Annotated in this window: 21 protein-coding genes; 5 read left to right on the plus strand and 16 right to left on the minus strand. The window is 43.2% G+C overall.

Features of this window, described 5'->3' with window-relative positions; translation table 11 throughout:
• The 4 genes from D0T53_RS07315 to D0T53_RS07330 form a co-directional block, all read right to left on the minus strand.
• Nucleotides 1-1,272 (minus strand): N-6 DNA methylase (locus tag D0T53_RS07315; protein ID WP_163266383.1); only part of this gene is annotated, 1,272 nt, incomplete at its 3' end.
• A 1-nt stretch (nucleotide 1,273) separates the two neighbouring features.
• A complete protein-coding gene (locus D0T53_RS07320) occupies nucleotides 1,274-1,717 on the minus strand; it encodes a DUF1896 family protein (protein ID WP_255489409.1) in 444 nt (147 codons plus the stop codon).
• 190 nt (nucleotides 1,718-1,907) lie between these two features.
• Entirely contained in the window at nucleotides 1,908-3,302 is a 1,395-nt protein-coding gene (locus tag D0T53_RS07325) for a DUF3945 domain-containing protein (RefSeq protein WP_163266385.1), read from the minus strand.
• A 330-nt stretch (nucleotides 3,303-3,632) separates the two neighbouring features.
• A complete protein-coding gene (locus tag D0T53_RS07330) occupies nucleotides 3,633-3,983 on the minus strand; it encodes a helix-turn-helix domain-containing protein (RefSeq protein ID WP_163266387.1) in 351 nt (116 codons plus the stop codon).
• A gap of 289 nt (nucleotides 3,984-4,272) precedes the next feature.
• Here D0T53_RS07330 and D0T53_RS07335 point away from each other — a divergent pair, with 289 nt between their 5' ends.
• Both D0T53_RS07335 and D0T53_RS07340 read left to right on the plus strand, forming a co-directional pair.
• Complete coding sequence (locus D0T53_RS07335) at nucleotides 4,273-5,355, plus strand: IS110 family transposase (protein ID WP_163209360.1); 1,083 nt, start codon at nucleotides 4,273-4,275, stop codon at nucleotides 5,353-5,355.
• Between the two features lie 195 nt (nucleotides 5,356-5,550).
• Entirely contained in the window at nucleotides 5,551-5,718 is a 168-nt protein-coding gene (locus D0T53_RS07340; RefSeq protein ID WP_163266389.1) for a hypothetical protein, read from the plus strand.
• A gap of 237 nt (nucleotides 5,719-5,955) precedes the next feature.
• Here D0T53_RS07340 and D0T53_RS07345 read toward each other — a convergent pair whose 3' ends face one another.
• The 3 genes from D0T53_RS07345 to D0T53_RS07355 all read right to left on the minus strand — a co-directional run bounded on the left by D0T53_RS07345 (nucleotide 5,956) and on the right by D0T53_RS07355 (nucleotide 7,738).
• The gene (locus D0T53_RS07345; protein WP_163266391.1) at nucleotides 5,956-6,819 is read right to left on the minus strand and encodes an RteC domain-containing protein; all 864 of its coding nucleotides are present in this window, start codon (nucleotides 6,817-6,819) and stop codon (nucleotides 5,956-5,958) included.
• 138 nt (nucleotides 6,820-6,957) lie between these two features.
• A complete protein-coding gene (locus tag D0T53_RS07350) occupies nucleotides 6,958-7,359 on the minus strand; it encodes a polymer-forming cytoskeletal protein (protein WP_163266393.1) in 402 nt (133 codons plus the stop codon).
• A 142-nt stretch (nucleotides 7,360-7,501) separates the two neighbouring features.
• Entirely contained in the window at nucleotides 7,502-7,738 is a 237-nt protein-coding gene (locus D0T53_RS07355; RefSeq protein WP_221411509.1) for a hypothetical protein, read from the minus strand.
• On the opposite strand from D0T53_RS07355, the gene D0T53_RS13465 reads away from it, so the two are divergent.
• Nucleotides 7,739-7,957 carry a hypothetical protein gene (locus D0T53_RS13465; protein ID WP_221411510.1) on the plus strand — a complete coding sequence of 73 codons (219 nt, stop codon included), beginning with the start codon at nucleotides 7,739-7,741 and terminating at the stop codon, nucleotides 7,955-7,957.
• A 227-nt stretch (nucleotides 7,958-8,184) separates the two neighbouring features.
• Here the strand turns inward: D0T53_RS13465 and D0T53_RS07360 are convergent, their stop codons facing one another.
• Together D0T53_RS07360 and D0T53_RS07365 are read right to left on the minus strand one after the other, a co-directional pair.
• A complete protein-coding gene (locus D0T53_RS07360; protein ID WP_163266397.1) occupies nucleotides 8,185-9,429 on the minus strand; it encodes a hypothetical protein in 1,245 nt (414 codons plus the stop codon).
• Nucleotides 9,429-10,751, minus strand: a complete 1,323-nt coding sequence (locus D0T53_RS07365; RefSeq protein WP_163266399.1) for a reverse transcriptase domain-containing protein — start codon at nucleotides 10,749-10,751, stop codon at nucleotides 9,429-9,431. Before D0T53_RS07365 ends, D0T53_RS07360 begins: the two co-directional genes overlap by 1 nt.
• Between D0T53_RS07365 and D0T53_RS07370 the strand changes: the two genes are divergently transcribed.
• Nucleotides 10,750-11,061, plus strand: a complete 312-nt coding sequence (locus tag D0T53_RS07370; protein WP_163266400.1) for a hypothetical protein — start codon at nucleotides 10,750-10,752, stop codon at nucleotides 11,059-11,061. The genes D0T53_RS07365 and D0T53_RS07370 overlap by 2 nt on opposite strands.
• Nucleotides 11,062-11,174: 113 nt before the next feature.
• Here D0T53_RS07370 and D0T53_RS07375 read toward each other — a convergent pair whose 3' ends face one another.
• The 7 genes from D0T53_RS07375 to D0T53_RS07405 form a co-directional block, all read right to left on the minus strand.
• The gene (locus D0T53_RS07375) at nucleotides 11,175-11,516 is read right to left on the minus strand and encodes a four helix bundle protein (protein ID WP_163266402.1); all 342 of its coding nucleotides are present in this window, start codon (nucleotides 11,514-11,516) and stop codon (nucleotides 11,175-11,177) included.
• Complete coding sequence (locus D0T53_RS07380; protein ID WP_163266404.1) at nucleotides 11,516-11,992, minus strand: hypothetical protein; 477 nt, start codon at nucleotides 11,990-11,992, stop codon at nucleotides 11,516-11,518. The genes D0T53_RS07375 and D0T53_RS07380 overlap by 1 nt, the downstream gene beginning before the upstream one ends.
• A gap of 176 nt (nucleotides 11,993-12,168) precedes the next feature.
• Complete coding sequence (locus D0T53_RS07385) at nucleotides 12,169-13,854, minus strand: hypothetical protein (protein ID WP_163266406.1); 1,686 nt, start codon at nucleotides 13,852-13,854, stop codon at nucleotides 12,169-12,171.
• Between the two features lie 30 nt (nucleotides 13,855-13,884).
• Nucleotides 13,885-14,250, minus strand: coding sequence for a hypothetical protein (locus D0T53_RS07390; protein ID WP_163266408.1), 366 nt, complete (start codon nucleotides 14,248-14,250; stop codon nucleotides 13,885-13,887).
• A 93-nt stretch (nucleotides 14,251-14,343) separates the two neighbouring features.
• The gene (locus tag D0T53_RS07395) at nucleotides 14,344-16,563 is read right to left on the minus strand and encodes a T9SS type A sorting domain-containing protein (protein ID WP_163266410.1); all 2,220 of its coding nucleotides are present in this window, start codon (nucleotides 16,561-16,563) and stop codon (nucleotides 14,344-14,346) included.
• Between the two features lie 70 nt (nucleotides 16,564-16,633).
• Entirely contained in the window at nucleotides 16,634-16,807 is a 174-nt protein-coding gene (locus tag D0T53_RS07400; RefSeq protein WP_163266412.1) for a hypothetical protein, read from the minus strand.
• A gap of 1,034 nt (nucleotides 16,808-17,841) precedes the next feature.
• The gene (locus tag D0T53_RS07405; RefSeq protein ID WP_163266414.1) at nucleotides 17,842-19,029 is read right to left on the minus strand and encodes a site-specific integrase; all 1,188 of its coding nucleotides are present in this window, start codon (nucleotides 19,027-19,029) and stop codon (nucleotides 17,842-17,844) included.
• Nucleotides 19,030-19,371: 342 nt separating this feature from the next.
• Between D0T53_RS07405 and D0T53_RS07410 the strand changes: the two genes are divergently transcribed.
• Nucleotides 19,372-20,787 carry a hypothetical protein gene (locus D0T53_RS07410; protein WP_163266416.1) on the plus strand — a complete coding sequence of 472 codons (1,416 nt, stop codon included), beginning with the start codon at nucleotides 19,372-19,374 and terminating at the stop codon, nucleotides 20,785-20,787.
• Nucleotides 20,788-21,020 lie beyond the last annotated feature (233 nt).

The following is a 21,020-nucleotide window of genomic DNA, read 5'->3' on the forward strand; positions in this document are numbered from 1 at the left end:
GGGCGTCGGCGGCCGTTGTTCCCATAATTCCCGCTCCTTTTCGGCTGCATAAACCCCGAATTGCCTTAAATCCTCTTCGTTGAGCTGTTGCTTGATGGAAAGTGTATGTGCATTGTATAATTCAATGTCCAGGTTATCCTTTAAATCGGCAGCCAGCATTTTACCTGCTATCCGGGCTATTTCGTCCATACCTCCGTCGTGGTAAAACACTTGTGCCGGCTTACCGTAAGGGTCAGTATCTATCTGTGATCGGGTTTGCACCACACGCCCCAGATTGTAGAAATAATCATTGTTATAGATTTCAGTTTCTTGTGAACGGCTACTGGTGACAAAAAGCTCTTCCCAAAAATTCAAGGGTTTGTTTTTTCCAGTATTCTTCTGTAAAACAATCAGGTCGCTGCCGACTTCAGTTCCCGCATAATCGGTAAACAGGTTATTGGGCAGGCGGATGGCCGATACCAGACTGGTATTCTCCATCAGCCACCTACGTACCGGTTCATTATTGGGTGAGTTCATCACTCCCTGCGAAGTGATAAAAGCCATAATACCACCTTCGCGTAATGATTCGACGCCTTTTACAAAAAAATAATTGTGGATGGCTTTGGTCGATTGCCGCATGGTATCATCCTTGTTTTTGCTGAGAACAGGGTCGAATACATTTATCTCCCCGAATGGTATATTGGAGGATACCACATCGAAATAGTTGTTATACCGGTTCTCAATGGTTTCAAAACCTTCGATGTTTATCCTGTTATTTTTATCGCCGGAGTATATATTGGATAATATTTTTCCGGTCAACAAATCTTTTTCAAAACTGATTTGCTCGATATTGTTCCCGAATGCAAAACCTCGGGAGAACTCACCCATCCCGGCAGAAGGGTCGAGGAAGCGGTTTACTTCAATGCCGCTGTCCTTAATAGCATCGCCGATAGCCTGTGCCACCTCGGGAGGTGTATAAAAGGCGGTCAGTACCGAATTGCGTATGCTGTCGAAATAGCTCTTATAGTTTTTTTTCGATGATGTATGCTCACGCAGGACAGTATGCAGTTCCGCCACCAACGGGAATAAATCGAGTTCGGATTTTGCCCACCGACTGATATCCGATAGAGAGCTTGCCGGATTCAGGACACATTTCAATCCCCCGAATCCGGAATAAGCCTGCATCAGTTCCTTTTCCTGATCCGTTGCCGCTCTTTTCTCCTTGTCGAGTATCAGGGCGGTACGGATAGCGTCTATATTGGCTCTCAGATGAGCCTTTTTGTTATAGCTCATCTTACAACTCGTTTTCTTCCAGCCAGAAGGAAATAAAACCTGTCAGTTCCGTATAGAGGGTATTGTATTCTTCGCTGTAAGCAAACTCATCCGATAGGGGATATTGCAGGAATACCTGTTCACATTGGGAAAGGATTTTCGTTGCATATTCCTTGGCTTTACTCTGCGGGACAATATCCGGAAACTCGTTCCACAACACATTGATAATTGTATCGTACTGTGAAAACAGAAGGTTACGCAATAAGGTCAGGTTGGCCAGTTCCGAGGCTTCGTCCTGGGATAAGCCTTCTTTGACGGCATCGCTATATGCTTGGCTTGCTTCATCGGCCCTGGTTTTGATAAATCCGATGTCCGATGCTAATTGCGGATGGCTTTCTTTGAGGTAGGATAACAGAGTTAATCTATAATAAGATAACTCCATAGGACGGTTATTCTTCTTTTTCATAATTTTACTTTAATTCGTGGGTATAAAACCGGAATAAGCCCTACCTTTGCCTCACTTCAAGTTATTCTACTTTTTTTAAGTAGGCAGCCGTGAGGCTGATCGGGTTAGACCGGATACTTGGATAATTAGCTTGGCGCTTGGGAGGGATACCCAAGCGCTGTTTGTTTTGGTACAGGCCCTTTTGGATTTTCTACATTTTCATGCCTCTGGATTTTACAGGTTTTTGCTCGTTTTGCTGTTCCCGCTTTTCCTCCTGCTTATATTGTTGCTCTGTCGGTTTCTTCTGCCCCGGCTTCAACGGTTCTTTGAGGTTTTTGGTCGCTTCGTTGATCTTGCCTTCGGAATTGACAGCAACCTGGGTCTTACTGTTATTGTCGGGAGTAACTTTTTGTGCTTTATCAGGGTTCCACTTAAAGAAATCGAGTTTTTCTTTTTCGGTATTGACTTTGATGTAGGCATTGAAGGATTCCCCGGCCCTGTCGGTCATGCCGGTGACATAGATGGTTTTGTTCTCGCGCAAGTTATCCTGCTGTTCTTTGCTAAGTTCCGCTCCCAATAATTTTGTTGGTATATGGAATTTCGGCAGCCCGTCCTGCCCGCGGCTTTGTCTTTGATCCTGCGACAATCCGGGTGTATTGTCGAATTTGAATTCCAAACTTCTCCGGTCGGCATTGATCTGTACGGCGGCGTTAAAGCCTTCCCCTTTGCGCGACATCATCCCTTCGAGATAGATGGCCTTGCCTTCGGACAAGTCCTTCTTCTGCTGTTCATCCAAGACAATGCCTTTGATTTCATTTGGTATTTTGATGCGGTCGGCGCGAATAGCCACCAGTTCGTTGGTCAGTTTGTCGATGGACAGGAAAGCCTGCATTTTCTCGCCTTTGGCCGGTTCTATCTCTACCAGCCGCCCGGCATGGCCTGTCTGCCGCAGGTTTTTCTTATCTTCCTGACTCAGCCTTGTTCCATATACGAACCCGTCTAATTGCGGCTCTTTGCGTATGGCGTGAATAACTAAGTTCAGTTTGCCTTCGGCATTCTCTCGCAGTGACAGGCGGGCATCGGTGCGGATAACCGTATCGCCGATTTCGGCTTTGACTGGTAGCAATACGGGAGTCTTCTGCCAGTTGAGCAGCTTGTCGAGGCTGTTTTTATCAATCATCTCTTTTTTTATTCCCAACTGTTCGAACTGCGACCAGTCGATACGCGATTCCTCGATGGGGCGGTACTCCTTTTTTGAAAATGCTTCGGGCAGTACACGGTGTTCGTCCAGAAACTTCTTGTTGGACGGGTTTTCCGGGTCTTTGAGCATGGATCCAAGTACATTGGCTACATTCTCCAATGCATTCAGGGGTGCCCTAAAGAAATGGAAATGGGTCGGCTCTTTGCTCTGGCGCAGGAAATTGGACATAAAGTTCTCCAATACATTTCCCTGCTTGTCGATTTTAAGGAACTCCGGTTCGTTCTTTTGTTCGGGTTTGGCGGTCTTAAGTGTACCATCATCGTTCATTCCGGTGACGACATTGAGTTTGTCACTGTCTTTTTCTTTTACCAACAGGACATCCCGGTCTTTCAAATTTTCTTTCATTTTTTAGTTACAGGTTACAAACTGCCGGCAGAGGGTTGTACCACCGGCAATAGATGAATAAATCGGATAATTAACTCTTTCGTGGAATAATTTGCCCGGGGATAACGGGTACGTTATTTATTCCGGAGGCTAATTTATGGTTAAAAAATCATGAATAACCGTCTTTACAGGTCCCTGGCAGTGTTTGGCGTCCGTTTGGTAGTATGAAAGGCGAAAGTGCAGTTTTTGCAAAAAAAAATCCCGGGCTATGTCAGCGCCGGGATCGTCAGATAGAAAACGGAGAAAAGTCACAGACTTGTTTATTGTATTTTACGCTGCTTTTATTTCATATTATAATTGCTCCTTATCATCGTCTCCCAGGGTTTTCTTATTGTCGATCTGGTCCTGTATATATTTCATCACGTCTGATTCGAGGTAGAAGGTCTTTTGCCCGATTTGAAGGTATGGGAGTATCCCGAAGCTTCGCAGGCGTTGCAGGCTGCGTTTGCTTAGCTTGAGCATTATACACAGGTCCTGATTGTCGTACAGGTGTTCGCCGTTAAGCCTGTTCTTGGCTTTAATCAGGCGCAGTATCTCGTCCAGCTTGCGGTGCAGGTGCTCCATACTGTTGTCGGTATCTTCTTCCATAACCGGATGTTTTATCGTTATTTCTGATAGGCAAAGTTCGGAAAGGAAGGGCATTCGTATTCCAAAGTTGGAATATGTATTTTTATTTTTTCTTCTATAAGGCTTATAATAAGAATGATATCCTCATTTAGTTTCAGCCGTTTTTACCGGTTTCATCTGAAAAAACTTGGAATTTGGGGATGCCGGTGCAGACATGGTAAAGAAATATGTTTGAAAAAGAAGCGTGGACCGCCATACTTTTTATTACGAGTCCTTATGTTTGTACTGGATTATAAAAAAAGCATAAATCACAAGATTCTTATATTTGGATTAGCAATTACAAACCATAAAAATTCAAGGACTTATGCTCACACAAAGAAAAGAACTAAATTTTGAAGGACAAAATATCTATGTAGGTATTGATGTTCATTTAAAGAGTTGGACGGTATCAATTTTCACAGAAACCATACAACACAAAAGATTTACACAACCACCCTGTCCTGAGACATTGGTCAATTATTTGGAAAGGAACTTTCCCGGAGCAAATTATTATTCTGCCTATGAAGCCGGATTCTGCGGCTTTTGGGTTCACTACAGTTTAACGGCAATGGGAGTAAATAACATTGTCGTAAATCCTGCTGATGTCCCTACTTCTCAAAAAGAGCAAATTTATAAAGATGACCCTGTTGACAGCCGAAAGATTGCCCGTTCGTTACAGTCCGGAATGTTAGAATGCATACATATACCAACTATGGAAACTTTGCAAGACCGTTCTTTGGTCAGAACAAGACATATGTTAGTTCGGGATATGGTTCGGATAAAGTTACGACTTAAATCATTCCTATACTTCTATGGGATACATTATCCGGAACAATTCTCTCATCCGGCAAAACATTGGTCAAGCGGATTTATGAATTGGCTGAAAAATGATGTTGTATTAGAATATGAATCAGGGAAGATGAGCCTGAACTCACTTATTCTGGAAGCAGAAGAAAAGCGCAGGAAGCTATTGGATATCACAAGAAGTATCCGGAAATTATTCCAGTCAGAAAAATATAAAAATCAAATGGATTTACTTTTAAGTATACCGGGTATCGGATTTATATCAGCCATTACTTTATTAACAGAGCTTGAAAATATTAATCGCTTTAGCAACACAGACCATTTAGCCGGATATGTAGGGCTTATTCCCATGAGTCATTCCTCAGGGGAAAAGGAAAATAAAGGGGAACTTAGTTTTCGTGGGAAGAAGATCTTGAAATCGACACTTATTGAAAGTGCCTGGATTGCGTCAAGGAAAGATCCGGCTCTGAATTTAAGTTATAACACATATGTAAAAAAGATGGAAGCCAACAAAGCTATTGTCCGCATCGCAAGAAAATTATTAAACCGGATTTATTTTGTTTTGAAAAATCAGAAGGCATATGTCCCTTGTACAGTTAAATAATTTCCATAGAAACAATCGATATACTAAATGACCGCAACCAGTGCCATGCAGCTATTGGAGTCTGCTACTACGAGAATGCGGCAATTTGTCTTGTAAGAACTGAAAAAGGAAATGTAGTAGTGAATAAAATCACGATCTACTGATAGGAGGTTGTTTTTATAGGATTCTTTTTTAGGTTTTCTTAGCCATAGGGTGATGCCTGTAACTATACAAAAAGAGGATAGCCGATTCGACCATCCTCCCGTATATTGTTACAGTGTAACACAGGAAGTTTATTGCTGGCAGGTTGCTCCTCAGCAGAGCCCGATTCCTCTTCAACTTCCTGAGATAAAGATAGCTGAATATGTTAAATTGAAAAAATAATCTGTGATTTATTTGGATTACAACATAGGGGGCACTGGTATACCCAGATAAGAAAAAAGCTGCAATCCACGCCATATAATTATGGTACGCGAATTTCAACTCTTCATTCTTTCTTATCTTAAAAAATTACCAGTTTTTCCGTAAAAAGATTTGAGAGTGGATTCCGTTGATGTATTCCGGGCTATGCCCGGTCAAATACTACTAATAAATTCAATTCATTTTTTTATTCTTTACAGGTTATCTTATGTCCTTGATTGTTTTATTGTTAAACTTATTATTGCTGTTTTTCAGATAATCAGTCAATGCCTCTTTGAGTTTGTCCAGAAAGCGGGTCGGGTTATTGCGTATGTTCAGGTCATAGAGTACCCGCGAGAAATTATCCAGTTCGATATTGAATGCCTGCCCGATGCGCTTCATATATTCCTTTTGGGTAATATGTCCCCCGTTAAACGATTCGAGCAGGTACAGGGAGATAGCTATCTCGCACAGATCGGATTTGGATAAAGTCCAGAGTAATCCGCTTGCAGGATATACATCGCCGTAATCCTTGCCTTCCAACTTATCTATCTCCACTACCAGATGCGACTCCAACATATCGTTTGCTAATATCTCCGACATCTTGAAGTCACAGTTGGTCGCAAACGAAGGATCACGCTCGAAATAAAAAATATCGGTGTGCGCACCCGGCGTAGGTTTTCCCCGCAGGAAATACAACCTATCCAGGCTACAGTCACCCGAACGGTAATAGTGGTAGTAATACTTGTTCTCTTCAAAATAACCGGACAATTTATCCAGTTCTCCCTTCAGGTAAGCTATCTGCGCCTGCCGGCCTCCCTGCGGGCGGTTTATCTCGATCAGATAAACGCTCCGGTAAAAGATGAGCAGGCACGACAGCCGGGGTTTGACCTCCTTGAAAAAACTGATTTCTTCCTGTTCGTCAATAAACTTGTATCCCGTGATGAACTCTTTCATCTTTTCGATGGCTGTTTCCATCAACTGCGCACCTTCCTGCGCTTTTTTGAGAATGTCATCTTCTCTTTTTTCCAACTCGTCCAGCAAAGCATAGACCTCTTCTTTCAGTGGTAAAACAAATTTGTTCATAACACATCGGTTTTAATGATAAATAATTGAGTTAATTTTTTGGTTGATTGAGTCTTATTGTCCATTTTGGAAGTGAACAAAGCTTTTGTCTCAACCGTTAATTATTCATCAGCCGGTGTATTATCCATTCGAACTATCTCATTTTATATCGTATATCTCTTTTTCGGTTACTCTCTCGTTTCGGTTTTTTGCAACGACGCAACAACTGCCTTTGATGGATGCTCCCTGTTCTACTTCAAGCCCTGCACTTGTGATACGTCCTTCAATCTGTGAGGTGGAGCGTAAGACCAGCAATTCTGCTGTATCCGTATCTCCTGTAACTTTGCCGTGTATATCAGCGATAGCAGCCCGGATATTGCCCTGTATATTGCCATCCTTACCTACAATAATGCGCCCGCCACAAGTGATATTACCCTCTATCCGACAGTCGATAAGTATATTTTCGGGAGATTCGATATCGCCTATTATCGACAGGCCTTGCCTGAGACTACTATGCTCTGTTGAATAATCGTGGTATTTACCCTTTCGCTTAAAAAACATATATATCTTTCTTATTATATTTTTAATTATCATCTGAATCGTCCTAAAACAGGTTGACATATTTATAAAAAAGGCAGCCTTGACTTCACAGTGGGTAGCTGCCTCACACATCAAATTGAAACTTATGTCTTTCCTCCGTTCATCAATACCTGAATCCGGTAAAATGAACGATACAAAACTTCCTTGTTCCTACTTTCTTTTTCCATTCCAGCATATCGGATACTTCCAATCCTTCGTTCAGGGCTACCATCCTTGCCGGTATGTCTTTGCCATCGATCAGCAATATGTCGTTCCGCCCGGTAAAGCAGGCCCGTTGTATATCCATCCGATGTGCGTGCAGGATGGGATAATACTCCCTGTGGTCGGGGGCGTCGCCCATATGGCAAATGATAAGCCTGTAACCGCCCGTCCGGTATTTGGCAAGCATTTCGTCCCAGAAGCGGGTATTTTGCTTAAAGGCGTGTATCTTGGGATTCTTTCCGGCGGTGATGCGCTGCCTGAACTGCGTCTCTTCCCCGAAACGGCTGTGCCAGAGTGGGAAGTAAGCCGGAACAGACAGAAGTATCTGTTTCTTCTTTATCCCTATCAGTTGTTTTAACGCATCGAACATAGTATTTCTCTTGTTATTCTATTATTATATACACTTTATACGTTATTTCTTCGTTTTTTTAATAACGGGAGGCGCGATCTTCTCAGATAATACCTCCCTTGAGAGAACAACAGATATCCCCATTAAGAGTGGTTAAACAACTTAATCAGGCTAAATGTGGGGAACTGTTGAAAGTATCATTATTCTGTATTCTTTGTAACAACTTAAACAATTACTTAATCTTTTATTAATTCCTTTAGCTGTGCATACCTTCCCCTGACAATGCCCTCTTTATCAGTCAGTATATAAGTGGGTGTACCTACAATGCCGTAATTCCTGAAGTTGTCCCCGTCAAATCCTTTGAAGTCGCAAAATTTATCCGCCCATGGCAACTTTGCCGATGTTTCCTCATGCACTTCTTTGCCGGTATCGGCGGCAATGGAGATTACTCTGAGGCCGTTATGTTCGTTGGACAAAAGAGAATATTTTGCTTTGAGGTTTTCGAGCTCGTAGTGGCAGTTGCCGCAACCTGTTTCGTAAAAGACGATCAGGCTGCTTTTGGGGATAAAGGATGTGCCATCAGGGGCAACTATTTCCGGAGCAAGTTGCCCGTTCAGGGGCATGGTCAGGTATTCGGTACCAAGTTCTGCCAATAAACTGTCTTTCGCATATTTCGAGAACAGACGGATAATGGCTTGTGTAAGCTCACGGCGGATGGGAATATCACCTCCGCAGCGGTCGAGCATGTGCCGGGCATTGGCTAAGAGTAAAGTATCGTTTTGCGAGGTCATTTGTACCCATGCTTCCAGCGTTTGGCTCCAAAATCCACTGGTGTACAGGTCGTTGAAATTCACCTTATTGACAATAAACCCGCGCTGTTCTTCCAACATCTGCTGCTCTGAAATAATGAACGAACTGCCGACACCCGTCAACAGATTGAGTATTTCAAGTACACGGGCGGCATAGAGCGGACTACCGCTAATCTCACCCCGAAAAGCCTTGTATTCATTTTCTACCGCCTTCATACGTTGTTCGGGAGAAGCGAATACCATAAACTGCTCCGTTTGGCCATTGGCGAGGTGGTAATAGTCATTAAGTATCCTGCTCTGCTTTGCCATGGCTTCAATCAGAAAACTGTTTTCGGGCGAATGTGTAAATATGGTTTTGGCTTCGAGACTGTCCGCCTGGCTTAATGTAATGCGCTTTTCTCCATTGAGTATTATATTGCGCATATGCCCGCACTGCTGTATCGTCAGACGGCCTACGCCCCGGTAGTTTAGAGGAAAACTGATTATAGCTTTGCCTTTGTCATCCAACACTCCCATAGCAATAGTATCCTGCCCTGTACCTTGCAGCAGGCAGAGTGAATACTCCCTGCCTGAGCAGTATGGCAATTCAACTTCGAGGGTCTGGGCTTTCACAAAGCAAGGTAACAGTAATAACAACAGCAGTATTTTAAAAAGCATAATTATTTTGCGCATTATATATATTCAACGTTTTCTATTTTATTTGAGGCATCATTATTCATTGATTCCTGCTCATTATATTGGGGAACCGGGATAGGGAAAGGAATATCCGTTTTTGTGATTTCCTTTTTGGTTTTCCCATGCAATTTATAATTGTTCAGGTGAGCCGTAAAATATCCGTATCTGAACAGTTCGTTCGGCTTACCCAATAGTATTTTCTTTTTCATGTTGTATGTTTTAAAATGTCGCATAACTCCCAGATAAGAATTTACGGTAGCCCTCATTTTCAGCAGTTCGTCTTTAGAGGGTGGCTCTTGGTTTCGTAGGCGGAGGTTATAGGTATGGAGTGCTTTCTTAAAATGAAACACAGTACGGTTTGCAACATATATGCGATTGGGTTTAATTACCGCACCCAAAAACGTGACTCCTTTTGTATAGTGTTGTAAATATATTTTATTAGGGTGAACTTCCAGACGCAGATTTGCCGTGAGGAAGTCTCTGATTTGAGGGATTAGCTTTTTCAAAAAATTCTTATCCCTATGAATAATAACAAAGTCGTCCACATACCTGCCATAGTATTCGATACTGGGATACGAACTTATAAAGCTATCGAAAATATGCATATATACATTGCTGAAAAGTTGCGAGGTAAGGTTCCCGATGGGCAATCCCTTATCGACAGGTGTATGGAAAAGGCTCTTTGAGCGGGGCAGGCCGTTCCAGTCGGCATTTATCCCTTTTATGATACAATCTTGCTTTACATCCTGATATATAATCTCTTTAATCAGATAACGCACAATTTCCCAGTCGGGTTGCGGGTTATCGCCATAGGCTTTGTTAATCCTGTCCTCTGTCAGCAACTTCTCTAATTGAGAGGCCAGAATATTTTTGTCGATATTCATAAAATAGCCTCGTATATCCAGTTTCAGTATATGGCAGTCGCAGGTATAATTTTCGCTGCATTCCCTGATAAACCCGTCTACGCGTTGTATGCCATAGAGCGTACCTTTACCTTTGCGACAACTGTAGCTATCTTCTATGAATAAATCTTCGAAAATGGGATTGATGTATCCGCATAATAAATGGTGGATTACGCGATCTCGGAAATCGGCGGCGAATACTTCCCGCTTTACGGGAACATCGACTATGAAACAGATCGAAGGGCGTGGTTTATAATTACGGTTTATAATTTCGTTATATAATAAAAGCAGCTCCCTCTCGAAGTTCACTTCGAACTTCAGTTGGTTTACCGTATTACGTTTATGCCTGCGAGCATCGTAATATGCCTTGAATAGGTCTACCTTCAACATATCAACTGTATCTAAAATGTTGTCCATGTCTGTATACTTTATTAAAAATCGTCCGGAACCGGCACAGAGCACTGTGCAAATTCTTGATGCAACGCAACGCGAAGCCGTTGCCGCGGTTGTTACTGTTAGCAGGATTTACCGTACCACTGTTGAAGTTCAGGTTGTAGGCATTAGTACTAAGGATATTACTGCTCCAGTAGTTGCCGTTCGAACCCTGGTTGTAGAGCAAACCATTACCGTTGTTCCGGTTGCCACTAGCGGGCAAAAAAAAGCAAACACTAAAAAAAATCTTAACTCGGGAGGAATCCACTTTCATCCTGTTGTTATTTTCGTTTGAACAGTGGAAAAAACCATCCAAGTGGTTTGCTGAATTTACAAGCCTCTTACGGTAGTCTGACGACCGGCCGTAACTCTCACTTATCAGTGCTTGTCCATTCCGGACGAATATTTTTATATAGCACTTTTTCCCCATGCTGTCAATTGTTTGCTGATACTTTCTATTTGCTCGTTAACACTGACAAAATGTTTCACCTGGAGCTGTTTGGAATCATGAGCCACCCGGAACAAAAGCCTTACCACAGTTATGTTTTCTTTTGCTGCCTGTATGTATGTCTTTTTCTCACGGCTACTGTTGGCACGGTAAATGTTGAGTATCAGTTCTGTCATTTCTTTCTGGATACGTTCGCCCAATGAGTAACGGTAGGAACGTTCCATATTAGTGCATAATCTGTAAACCTGCAACAACAGGTCGTATGCTACTTTATAAACCGGCAGATTCTCGTAAAGCGCCATTACTTCTTTATAATACTCTGTTGGAGTTCATTCAAGAACAAGAAACATTCCACTGGGGTTGAATTTCCGATATCGAATGCCAGTAGGCGTTCTGTAACACCTGTTTCGTTATCATTTTGTAAAGGCGTAAGTTGTTGTATAACCGGTGCGCCCGAATGAGGAACTGATATTTCCGTACAATCCTTCCATTTAAGAAAAGCATCGACATCACACGGGCTATCAGCCTCCATTATAACCAATGTATCCCGACGTTCTTTCAATCTGAACATGGATATTGTTTTGTCCAGACTCGAATCGGGAAAACCAACACTTATAACTTCCTTGTTAAGTTTCTTTACAAGCTTTTTGGTCGCTTTCAGTTCTTTTACAAGGGAAATCATATAAGCGCTTTGCTCATAAGCAATCCAGAATATGCCTTCTTTATAAAGGCAGACTTCATGTAATGAATTATGAAGTATTTTTTCGGATATTACCATGATTATTTTAAATAAAATGTGTAAAAATCATCCTTAAGTGCCGGAAAAACGAGATAATCCCATTTTTCAAAAAAAAATTTCGTTCGACCGCTTCGCGGTATTTTTTTTTTAAATCGTACCGCTTTTAATGCGGTACGATTAATAGTCAAATTAACCAAATAGTCAAATAAATCGAATTAGTTTTTGATGCAACGCAACGCGAAGCCGAGGCCGCGGGCGTTACTGTAAGCAGGATTCACCGTACCACTGTAGAAGTTCAGGTAGTAGGCATTAGTACTAAGGATATTACTGCTCCAGTAGCGGCCGCTCGAACCCTGGTGGTAGAGCAAACCATTACCGCCGTACCGGTAGCCACTAGCGGGCAAAAACAGGGTAGTGGTTTCTCCGTCCGGCTTAATCTCCATACCACGCCCATTGCTAGAGTTCCACTCCCAAGTGTTAGCTGTGGCGGTTGTCCTGGCGCCTGTTATACCCCCGCCCTTGAAAATACTGCCCCATTCGTCCTGCGAAGGCATACGCCAATTGGTAGTGGCAGCCCCGCCGGCAGTGCTTGAACTCGCCGCAGGATAATAGGTAGTGTAGGTTGTTCCGTCAACATTTATTTTAGCGCAAGGGTCGTTAGGTGCAAAACGGCTTGTACGCCAGATCTGGTCTATCTGGTTAGCCGGCAGGCTAAATGCCCAATTGTAATTTTGAGCAGAACCGGTAAGGATAAAATTACCATAATGGGTGGTAGAACGTGCTACCTGTCGCCAAGGATAACGCTGGGAAGTACCAAGTATCTCGCCATCCTCGAAAGTTGGCCCTGTGCCGTATGCTACCTGATTAGTACCTGCAGTGTTCGCTCCGGGTTTGAAGCCCTGTGCCTGTCCGCGCTTCTCATGCCCGTCACCAATACGTCCCCACTGGTATAAATCGCCGTAAACCTGTTCTTCATTTGCAATGTAATAATGCTTACCATCCGTATCGTTAGCGTGAGAGAAAGTCATCGGGTGTCCTATCTGGCCGGCAATGGTCTGTTCGGTAGCGCCCAGGTTAAAGCACATAAAAGAGACCCATTCGCCCAGATTATCCTTAGCCCCGCACCCCACAGCCACTTCGGCCGTTTCAGAGGTCAGTTTCGCGCCCTGGTCACTCTCGGCGATACAATAGAATTTGTAAAAGCCGGTATTATTCGCATTGCGGGTAGTGCCTTTGAGTATAGCCTGAGGCTTGAATTTCGAAGTGTTGGCTCCGGCTGCATTAGCCGATGCTGCAGTTGTATATATCGTTCCGGCTTCACCCACAGGCTTGCCGATACGCACATGTATGTTATTACCCGTTACCTGGTACCATTTATAAGTCCATGTACCCGGGCCGTTGACAATGAATTCAAGGGCATCGGCTGTTCCTTCCCCGGATTCGTAGAAGGTGAAGGCTTTGGGTTGTCCGGTAATGGAAGAGACGGCAGGATTAGCCTCAGAGGTCATCCAGGTAGCACCGTCCCAGGTATAGACCCCGGGGTAGAAAGTCCCATCATTGGTCAGGTTATAAACCATCAGCCCTGCAAGTTTCTCTTTAATAGAGTTTGTGTTAGCAACCCAATCGGCATTATCGTCTGCAATAAACGGCTGCATCGTATTGACATTTACCAGTTTGACGCGGGGAAGCAACAAGCCGCCTGTCGTGGAAGTTATATTGGCATCATCGATAACGGAAGGGACAGCTCCGGCTGTCTGCTGTGTTTTCAGTTCCAACAAGGCAGCCTTTGTAGGCTCTATGCCCGAACCAATGGTTACCTGAGCGTGCAATGCCGTAAAGGTTGCCGGAAACAACATCGCTGCCAGCAACAGGCTCTTGATTGTGTGATTTACTATTTTCATAATCTTTTTTAGTTTAATTGTTTATATATATTAGTCGTTTGTGTGTTCGTTTACCGGACTGTTATCACCCTCCCTGCGCCTTTTGTTGCGGGCATAAATGCCGTATATCAGCATACTGGAAGCCAGTGCAGGCAGGCAGGCTTCACCCAGGGGCACACCTACACCTGTGTTGCCGCCTGTACCTGTGCCACCGGGTCCGTCATCCTCCTCCCACTCGTCGCCTCCTCCTGCACGCAGATGGTTGTTATAATAGCTTTGAGAGGGTAGTTCCCCCGATGGCACTCCCTGCGCTATTTGACTGTTGTAATAGCTGTCCGCCGGACTGTTATAGGCTCCTGTTCCTGTAATGGAAAATACAAGGAGGGCGGCGATTTTATATTTTATTTTTACTCTCATGTTTTATTATATTAGGGATACAAGTTGACAAGCCGGCGCATTGCTGCGATAAAAATCCGCATCCCGTATTTTGTTTACTTGTATCTTGTTTACTCATTTTGCAATTAGCTTGAAAGTTTTGTTACCCGATTTAACGATATATACTCCGGCAAGGCAGTTTTCATGCAACAACAGTTTTTCTTCCTTGGCTGTTTTACGGGTAATCAACCTGCCGTTCACATCGTATAGCTCTACATTGCTTCCAAATTCTGCATTACCGAATCCCTGCACATAAATATTGCGGTGGGCTGCATAGGCATAGATCATGTTTTGTTCCTGCAGATTATCGTTTATACCTGTTGTCTCTGTTGAGAAGCGAAGCCTAAAGCGGTCGTGGCGGTCAGTGGGTTCGCTGTAAGTCCCGTACACCGTTTCGGGGGTAATTTCCACTTCGGTATTGTACTTACTGTCTTCGAGCCAGATGCGGGTAATCCTGTCTTTAGTATTCAGGCGTAACCCCAGAATATTTAATGCCTGGGCCTCTGACGAGGGAATATGGTAAAGCGTGATCTTTGTTGTTTGTGTTGGTATAAACTGCACGGTTAAGGCCTTTCCAGTTTCGTCTTTGGTGTATATCTGGCTGGCAAGGCTCTGGGCGAAGTCGCCTTGTATAACCGTTGCCGAACGCAGGCCATTGCTACTTTCGGTAGAAGTACTTTCCAATCGCTCTACATTGACGTAGTTTTTATTGTTTTTAAGCTCTTCTTCCGTCCTTAGCACAATGCTCGCCCGGTCGGTGGTGTTGGTCGCCATGTCCCTGAACTCGATGATAAAATCGTCACGGCGCCTGTCATCCTGCGGCGCACTTCTTAAGAAGCGTGTAGTTCCCATTACCCGCTCGCTTTTGGGAATGGTGATGCTTGTCGCCGTTGAGTAGTTGCGTATAAGGAACATCTGCAAAGGGGCAATGGCTGTTACTCCGGCTACATTGTCGTAATCGGTGTACGTCCCACCCGTTTTCATGGCCACCTGGTAGTTGTAGGTGTATTTGCTGTAACGTGAATCCCCGGTAGGCTCGGCTACGCTGTTGGGTGCCAGCACCCATACCTGGTTGCGCATCTGGGGCCTGTTGGCCAATTTGTCGGATTGTATCTTCCATGTACTTTGCGCCTGGTCTTCACCTAATAATTTGTCAATATTCATAGGGCAGGTATAAGGGTTGGCAAGGTAGGTATAGCCGGGTTTACCTGCCAGAGAAACGGTAATGTCTTCGGTATTGAGTTTTTCTTTTACATAGGCATCTGTGGTAGGGGTTGTTCCAAAAAGTTGGTTATCGGGAGCATAACCGGCAAAGGCATGGCGGTTGAAGCGGTAACCGTCCGTCGCACGCTGGTCGAAATTGATAATGCCTTCATACTCTTCCAAGGCTCCGTATTCTTTTGGGTCGGTTCCCCTCAGGTCGATACCCACGACATAACCCTTGCCTGCCGTCATCACTGTTTCGGGATTAATCAAGGGAGGAATAGCCAGGAATCCGTTCCCGTTGGTATAGCCTGCCTGAGGCTCCAGCAAGGTGTTGAACATAAAATAGTCGTTACGCATCTCATTGAAGGGGATACCCATGCCTACGATGCTTTTGGCGTTCCGGCTTGATTCACCGGGTATCTTTAAGTTTACCTGTATAAAACCCCGCTCGTTGGCATCGGTTTTGCTTGCCCATGTACTTTCCTTGTAGTCGATGTCTCCGGCAACCAACAAGTGAGCCAACACACTTTCCTGTGCAGGGAGTACTTCCACGCCTGCGTCTACATTTGCTTCTGCCAACTTCGAGTCGAGGATCAGCCAGCCTTTGTTCAGGGAGATATCCTGTACTTTGGCTGCTAAACGCGAATCGAGGGTCAGGTGCTTGCTGTTATTGACTTCTATATCGGGAAAATTGATATAGTTATCCAGCTTGGAGGGTATGTTGGTGTTGGTGGTTCCCGATGTGGTTATAGCCTGTGGCGAGCTGCCGCAAAACTCCAGTACACCGTAATCATTGCTCGAAGGTGCAAAGAAGAGGTTGCCCCCCTGCGGTCCCCGCGTTACATCGTTGATAAAATCCCCGGTAAGCCGCACACGGCTATTCTCTATCATCATGGCAGGGGCAACAGAGGGTGTTTGTCCATTAACAAACTGCATGTCTCCATTTATATAGAGCCATGTACGGCTATTAGCCTGTCCATGAACGGAAACCGTCCCCTGGTGGCGCCAGATGGTAGCGGCATAACCCAACGGGTAGAATAAGCCGATGCTTCCGGTAATTAATACTAGTAGTAATGTCTTTTTCTTCATATCTCTCTTTCGTTTATTATTGTGACTCCCTCTATTTTGTTATATTGTTTTGTGTTATCGGGATACCCCATTATATTATATGCAAATCCGTGCGTGATGAATACCATTGCTGGCAGGATGCCTTACCATATATGGTTTCCCGCATCAGTACTGCCAGTATATCTAAGGCATCTTCACGGATGGCGCGGGCACGCGGACTATTGCAACTGCTACTGCCTTGTAGTATCTTGCGTACATATTGCACGCTGCAGTTGTATTTTTGGGCAAGAGCCGCTTTGGGCAAGATGCGGATAATCTCTATGGACAACTTTTGTGTTTGCATAATGCTATGTTTTGCTGTATTATCTGTGATTTGTATAATATGAATCTTTGTAAAGCCTGTACCTTTAGTTGTTTACTGCCAATGAAAAACATGCCACGGGTACGTTATTTTGTACATTTTGTGTATTTTGACCGATTATACTCCTTACTTTTATATTATATTCCGAAAACACATAACTTCTGACACTTGTCAAGTGCCGGAAGTTTCGATGACGACAAGTAAACATGTTTATTTACAGCGTATTAACAAGTGTGTTGATTTCCTTAAAATATGCTTGTACAACATTTGTTAAACATAGTTCCATCAAAAGGGTATTATCCTCATGGCTTATGGCTGTGGAAAACACTATTTTACAAACAACATCTCCTTGTTTTAGTAGTACCTAAAATGTGAAACATTTGTTAAACAGCAGTAGTATATTGTTTTTCAATAGTATATATTCTTGCCGAACAGGAGAGATCAAAGGGCGGTTTCCCGTAAAAAAGTTGTGTTTTATCTGTTAGAACAGTTTTTCATTTTTTAGACCGTATTTTTAATTCGCTATGCCTCTTTTTGATAAATGGCTGTATGAAAGACTTTTGTTCTGTTGGATATGAGTATAGATAGAAAATAATTGGTGAATTATTTGGAAAGATATACAAAAGAATCTAAATTTGTTCCCATTCTGAATATATGGAACTTATCCGGCACTTGACAAGTGCCGGAATGCTTATGACCCAATCTTTTTGATACGGCAAAGCTACTAAAAAAGCATCTTCCTTCTCTTTTTTTAACATATATAAATAATAAAAACGATCGCTCTTAACCACTTACGCTCATAACTTGTATTCTGCCGTTACAGAAAGGGAACAGGATTTCCGTCCGCCATACTACTGATTAAAAATAGGGCAGATAATATATGATCACTAAAAATAGAGTAAAGCTTTGTTAAGGAGTTTTGTTTGGCAGAACAGCACTTATTGCATGGATATACTGTTTATACCTGCCTGTGGATACGGACGCATAATAGCCGAAGCCACCGCATCACCCGCCGCATCCAAAACTGAATTATCCAGTAACCCTAAGTAGATGAGTGTCGTATTTTCATTGCTGTGCCCCAGGCATTCACTGATAACACGCAAGGGCACATTCTCCTGCTTGCCGATAGTCGCCCAGCTATGCCTTGCCCAATGCGTGCTGACGGGCTTTGCAACCTTTGCCCGGCGGGCGACTTCTTTCAGGCGGCTGTTCTGCCTGCGCAGGGCTGTTTCATATTGCAGGCGGGTATTCTTACCCGTATCTGTTATAAGAGGGAACAGGTAAGGCGACGCCTTTACTTCTTCTGCAAAACTATCGATGATACCTTGCATCTGGGGGGTAACGCGCACTTCTATCTGTCGCCCTGTCTTCTTACGTACATAGCGGATAAAACCGCCCCGGATATTATCCTTACGCAGATAGGCTACATCGATAAAACACATCCCGCGTGCATAAAAGCTGAAGCAGAACAAGCGGCGGCAGGAGTCAAGGTCTTTAACACGGGCATATTCCTTTGTCCCGTGTCTTTCTTTTTCCAATAATGCAGCGAAGTCCAGGTCGTGTATTTTTTTTAATTCATGTTGTGACAAGGCACGTTTCATAGTCTTGGTGATTCCCGTATAGACTCCCGAGAAGGGATTCCCGTTATGCTCCGTGATACGCTTGTCCGCGACTGCCTTGTTATAGATAGCCCTGAGGTTACGCATATAATAGGATATGGTATTGGGCAGCCTGCCTTTATCCTTGAGATAGGTCTCGAAATCTTTAATCAGGCGTGCATTGAGATGGTTAAGAGGAATATCCTTGCCTTTATTGAAGTTTACTATTCCCCGCACAACAGTACGATAAGCACGGGCAGTGCGTACCTGTCCGCCTTGCTGCATCTGTCGTGCGAGGTTTGCAGCATAGCCCGAGAGTTTGCTTTCATCACGGGAAAGCCGGTAACGGCTGGCAAGGTCGTCGGTGGTATACCTGCCTTGTTTCTCCAGCACCGAAAGGTACTCTCCCAATAATCCCTTCTCACGCATAATGGTTTGTTCCACTTCTTCCAGATAAGCCATACGCAAGGGATCACCCAGCCCATAGACCACCGCTTGTTTTTCTTTGTCCCACTCTTCTTTATACAACCTGCATCCGCCTAAGGTGATGCTCTTTACCCGGCGCCGGTGGATTAACCTCAGGCACAGGCTGCCTTGGCACCGCCCCGATTTGCTCGACGGGCGGTAGATAACGTTTATGGATGTCATACGTATTTGTTTTAATGATTGTTAAAGACAAAAATACAATATGACGGTAACAATTATTATATTAGCAGACAATCCTTTTCCGGCCTATGCTTCATTTGCGAATACAACAATGGAGAAAATTCAGACAGGCTCTATAAAATATTATCGTATTTGAATTTTTCGCATATAAATATCTTCTTATCTTTGTCCGGCATTCCCTACATTAACCTTAAAACCAAAGATATGTCTTCAAAAAAGAACTCATTTTCAAAGATATTCAAATCAAATCTGTTGGCTCCGCTCATTGGCATTGTCATCTGTGTAATCTATTATGGCTATAATATTGACAGCAAAAATATTGTACGCAACCAGACAATCAATTGCAGTATGCAGGATGTCCCTGAAAACAACTTGCAGGCAATTTGCTGGATGCGTTCAACTATATTGGTAGATGATGCTGCAGGCAATCGTTATTCTATAGAAAAAGGACAACTCAACTGCAATGATAATATTGACAAACTCAAAGCGTTCAATTATCATTTTGAACGCTTCATTAAAATGGATTCGCCGGAAACCCTTTTTCAAGATATGACAATTAATGAAATCGTAGAAAAACATGGTGACTATATCTATGCAAATACTGCTTCGGGGGAATATTCCTTTCCTCAAATTTATCTGGTTTCAGGCAGCAAACGCTATCAGGGCCTGACTGTATATGTTGGGGCAGATAACAAAGTGAGCGGTATACGTTACGGAGATGAAAGTTCCAACTGGTTTGGCTCATTGCCTTTCTATGCCGACATTGTCTCTCTCAATTTATTCCCTTCTTTCAGTGGAGGTATTTTACAGTCCAAAGAAGATCCGGGCAGTTCAAATATATTTATGATTTTGCTGGAGACAGTGTGGAATCTGATAAAGCTTGTACTGGTGCTTATCCTGTATTTCATATTTGTTATAGCAGTGGTGATAGTGCCTTTATTCATTGTCCTTCCCGTGTTTAGGTTTATGTCAGGCAAAGAGTTAATATCCAATAAAATAATAAATACGTTAGTTGTAATTGTCGGTGCCGTTATTTCATATATAATTATAGTGGCTCTTACCGACTGTTCCCGTTCGCTTTGGTTACTCACTTTTCCTATAGGTATCGCCGCAGCTGTGATGACTATAATTTCCTTTATGGCAGCTGTTACTCATGATCGTTGTCCAAAATGCAATAAAGAAAAAGCATTGTTGCACGAAAGGGTATATGTATCAACAGAAAAATACCCGGAAAGAATACAAGATTACAAAAAAAGAGATAAACGCTATGGAGGTATAAAAAATGGATATAAAATATATTACCGGGATATTGATTATTGGATAACGGAACGGGAAGTAACCAGAAAAAAATACTTAGCAACAGATCATTGTAAATTTTGCACTTACACCTATAAGTATGACAGCTACGATACAGAAAAAGGACCGGGAACTATTATAGAAGAATGGACTAGAACTCAAACAATCAGGCAAGCATTACCTGAGCCTGAACCTTACCAGCGGTATAGTTCAAATGAAATTAAAGACGAAAATAACGGTGCGATGTATGATAAAGTGGATGGCTCCGATTATGGTGGCGAGTATATTGAATATCAAGGGGAAAGGTATAGGAAAAGGAGATGATGATATCTAAATACTCTACAGTAGTAATGACGAGGTTATACAAAATTATAACCGGCATATCCTGTTTTTCTTTTATCTCTCCTTTTTTGTCTTGATTCATAAAAGTTAGATTTCTGACAAATAAAGAAGGCACCGTTGGCACAGGAAACTTAGCTTATCCCTATTACTGTGCTGAAATTTAATCTTTCCGTTAAGTATGTGGAATAAATTGCATCGGTGTAAGCCGAAAGGAT

It is taken from the genome of Dysgonomonas sp. 216, assembly GCF_010501065.1.
Taxonomy (GTDB): domain Bacteria; phylum Bacteroidota; class Bacteroidia; order Bacteroidales; family Dysgonomonadaceae; genus QVMM01.

What these genes read in the sequence shown, in the direction of transcription:
- D0T53_RS07320 (WP_255489409.1), bottom strand. Translation starts at nt 1,717, where the DNA reads ATGAAAAAGAAGAATAACCGTCCTATGGAGTTATCTTATTATAGATTA.
- D0T53_RS07325 (WP_163266385.1), bottom strand. Translation starts at nt 3,302, where the DNA reads ATGAAAGAAAATTTGAAAGACCGGGATGTCCTGTTGGTAAAAGAAAAA.
- D0T53_RS07330 (WP_163266387.1), bottom strand. Translation starts at nt 3,983, where the DNA reads ATGCCCTTCCTTTCCGAACTTTGCCTATCAGAAATAACGATAAAACAT.
- D0T53_RS07335 (WP_163209360.1), top strand. Translation starts at nt 4,273, where the DNA reads ATGCTCACACAAAGAAAAGAACTAAATTTTGAAGGACAAAATATCTAT.
- D0T53_RS07340 (WP_163266389.1), top strand. Translation starts at nt 5,551, where the DNA reads ATGCCTGTAACTATACAAAAAGAGGATAGCCGATTCGACCATCCTCCC.
- D0T53_RS07345 (WP_163266391.1), bottom strand. Translation starts at nt 6,819, where the DNA reads ATGAACAAATTTGTTTTACCACTGAAAGAAGAGGTCTATGCTTTGCTG.
- D0T53_RS07350 (WP_163266393.1), bottom strand. Translation starts at nt 7,359, where the DNA reads ATGTTTTTTAAGCGAAAGGGTAAATACCACGATTATTCAACAGAGCAT.
- D0T53_RS07355 (WP_221411509.1), bottom strand. Translation starts at nt 7,738, where the DNA reads ATGGGCGACGCCCCCGACCACAGGGAGTATTATCCCATCCTGCACGCA.
- D0T53_RS13465 (WP_221411510.1), top strand. Translation starts at nt 7,739, where the DNA reads ATGGCAAATGATAAGCCTGTAACCGCCCGTCCGGTATTTGGCAAGCAT.
- D0T53_RS07360 (WP_163266397.1), bottom strand. Translation starts at nt 9,429, where the DNA reads ATGCGCAAAATAATTATGCTTTTTAAAATACTGCTGTTGTTATTACTG.
- D0T53_RS07370 (WP_163266400.1), top strand. Translation starts at nt 10,750, where the DNA reads ATGTCTGTATACTTTATTAAAAATCGTCCGGAACCGGCACAGAGCACT.
- D0T53_RS07365 (WP_163266399.1), bottom strand. Translation starts at nt 10,751, where the DNA reads ATGGACAACATTTTAGATACAGTTGATATGTTGAAGGTAGACCTATTC.
- D0T53_RS07375 (WP_163266402.1), bottom strand. Translation starts at nt 11,516, where the DNA reads ATGGCGCTTTACGAGAATCTGCCGGTTTATAAAGTAGCATACGACCTG.
- D0T53_RS07380 (WP_163266404.1), bottom strand. Translation starts at nt 11,992, where the DNA reads ATGGTAATATCCGAAAAAATACTTCATAATTCATTACATGAAGTCTGC.
- D0T53_RS07385 (WP_163266406.1), bottom strand. Translation starts at nt 13,854, where the DNA reads ATGAAAATAGTAAATCACACAATCAAGAGCCTGTTGCTGGCAGCGATG.
- D0T53_RS07390 (WP_163266408.1), bottom strand. Translation starts at nt 14,250, where the DNA reads ATGAGAGTAAAAATAAAATATAAAATCGCCGCCCTCCTTGTATTTTCC.
- D0T53_RS07395 (WP_163266410.1), bottom strand. Translation starts at nt 16,563, where the DNA reads ATGAAGAAAAAGACATTACTACTAGTATTAATTACCGGAAGCATCGGC.
- D0T53_RS07410 (WP_163266416.1), top strand. Translation starts at nt 19,372, where the DNA reads ATGTCTTCAAAAAAGAACTCATTTTCAAAGATATTCAAATCAAATCTG.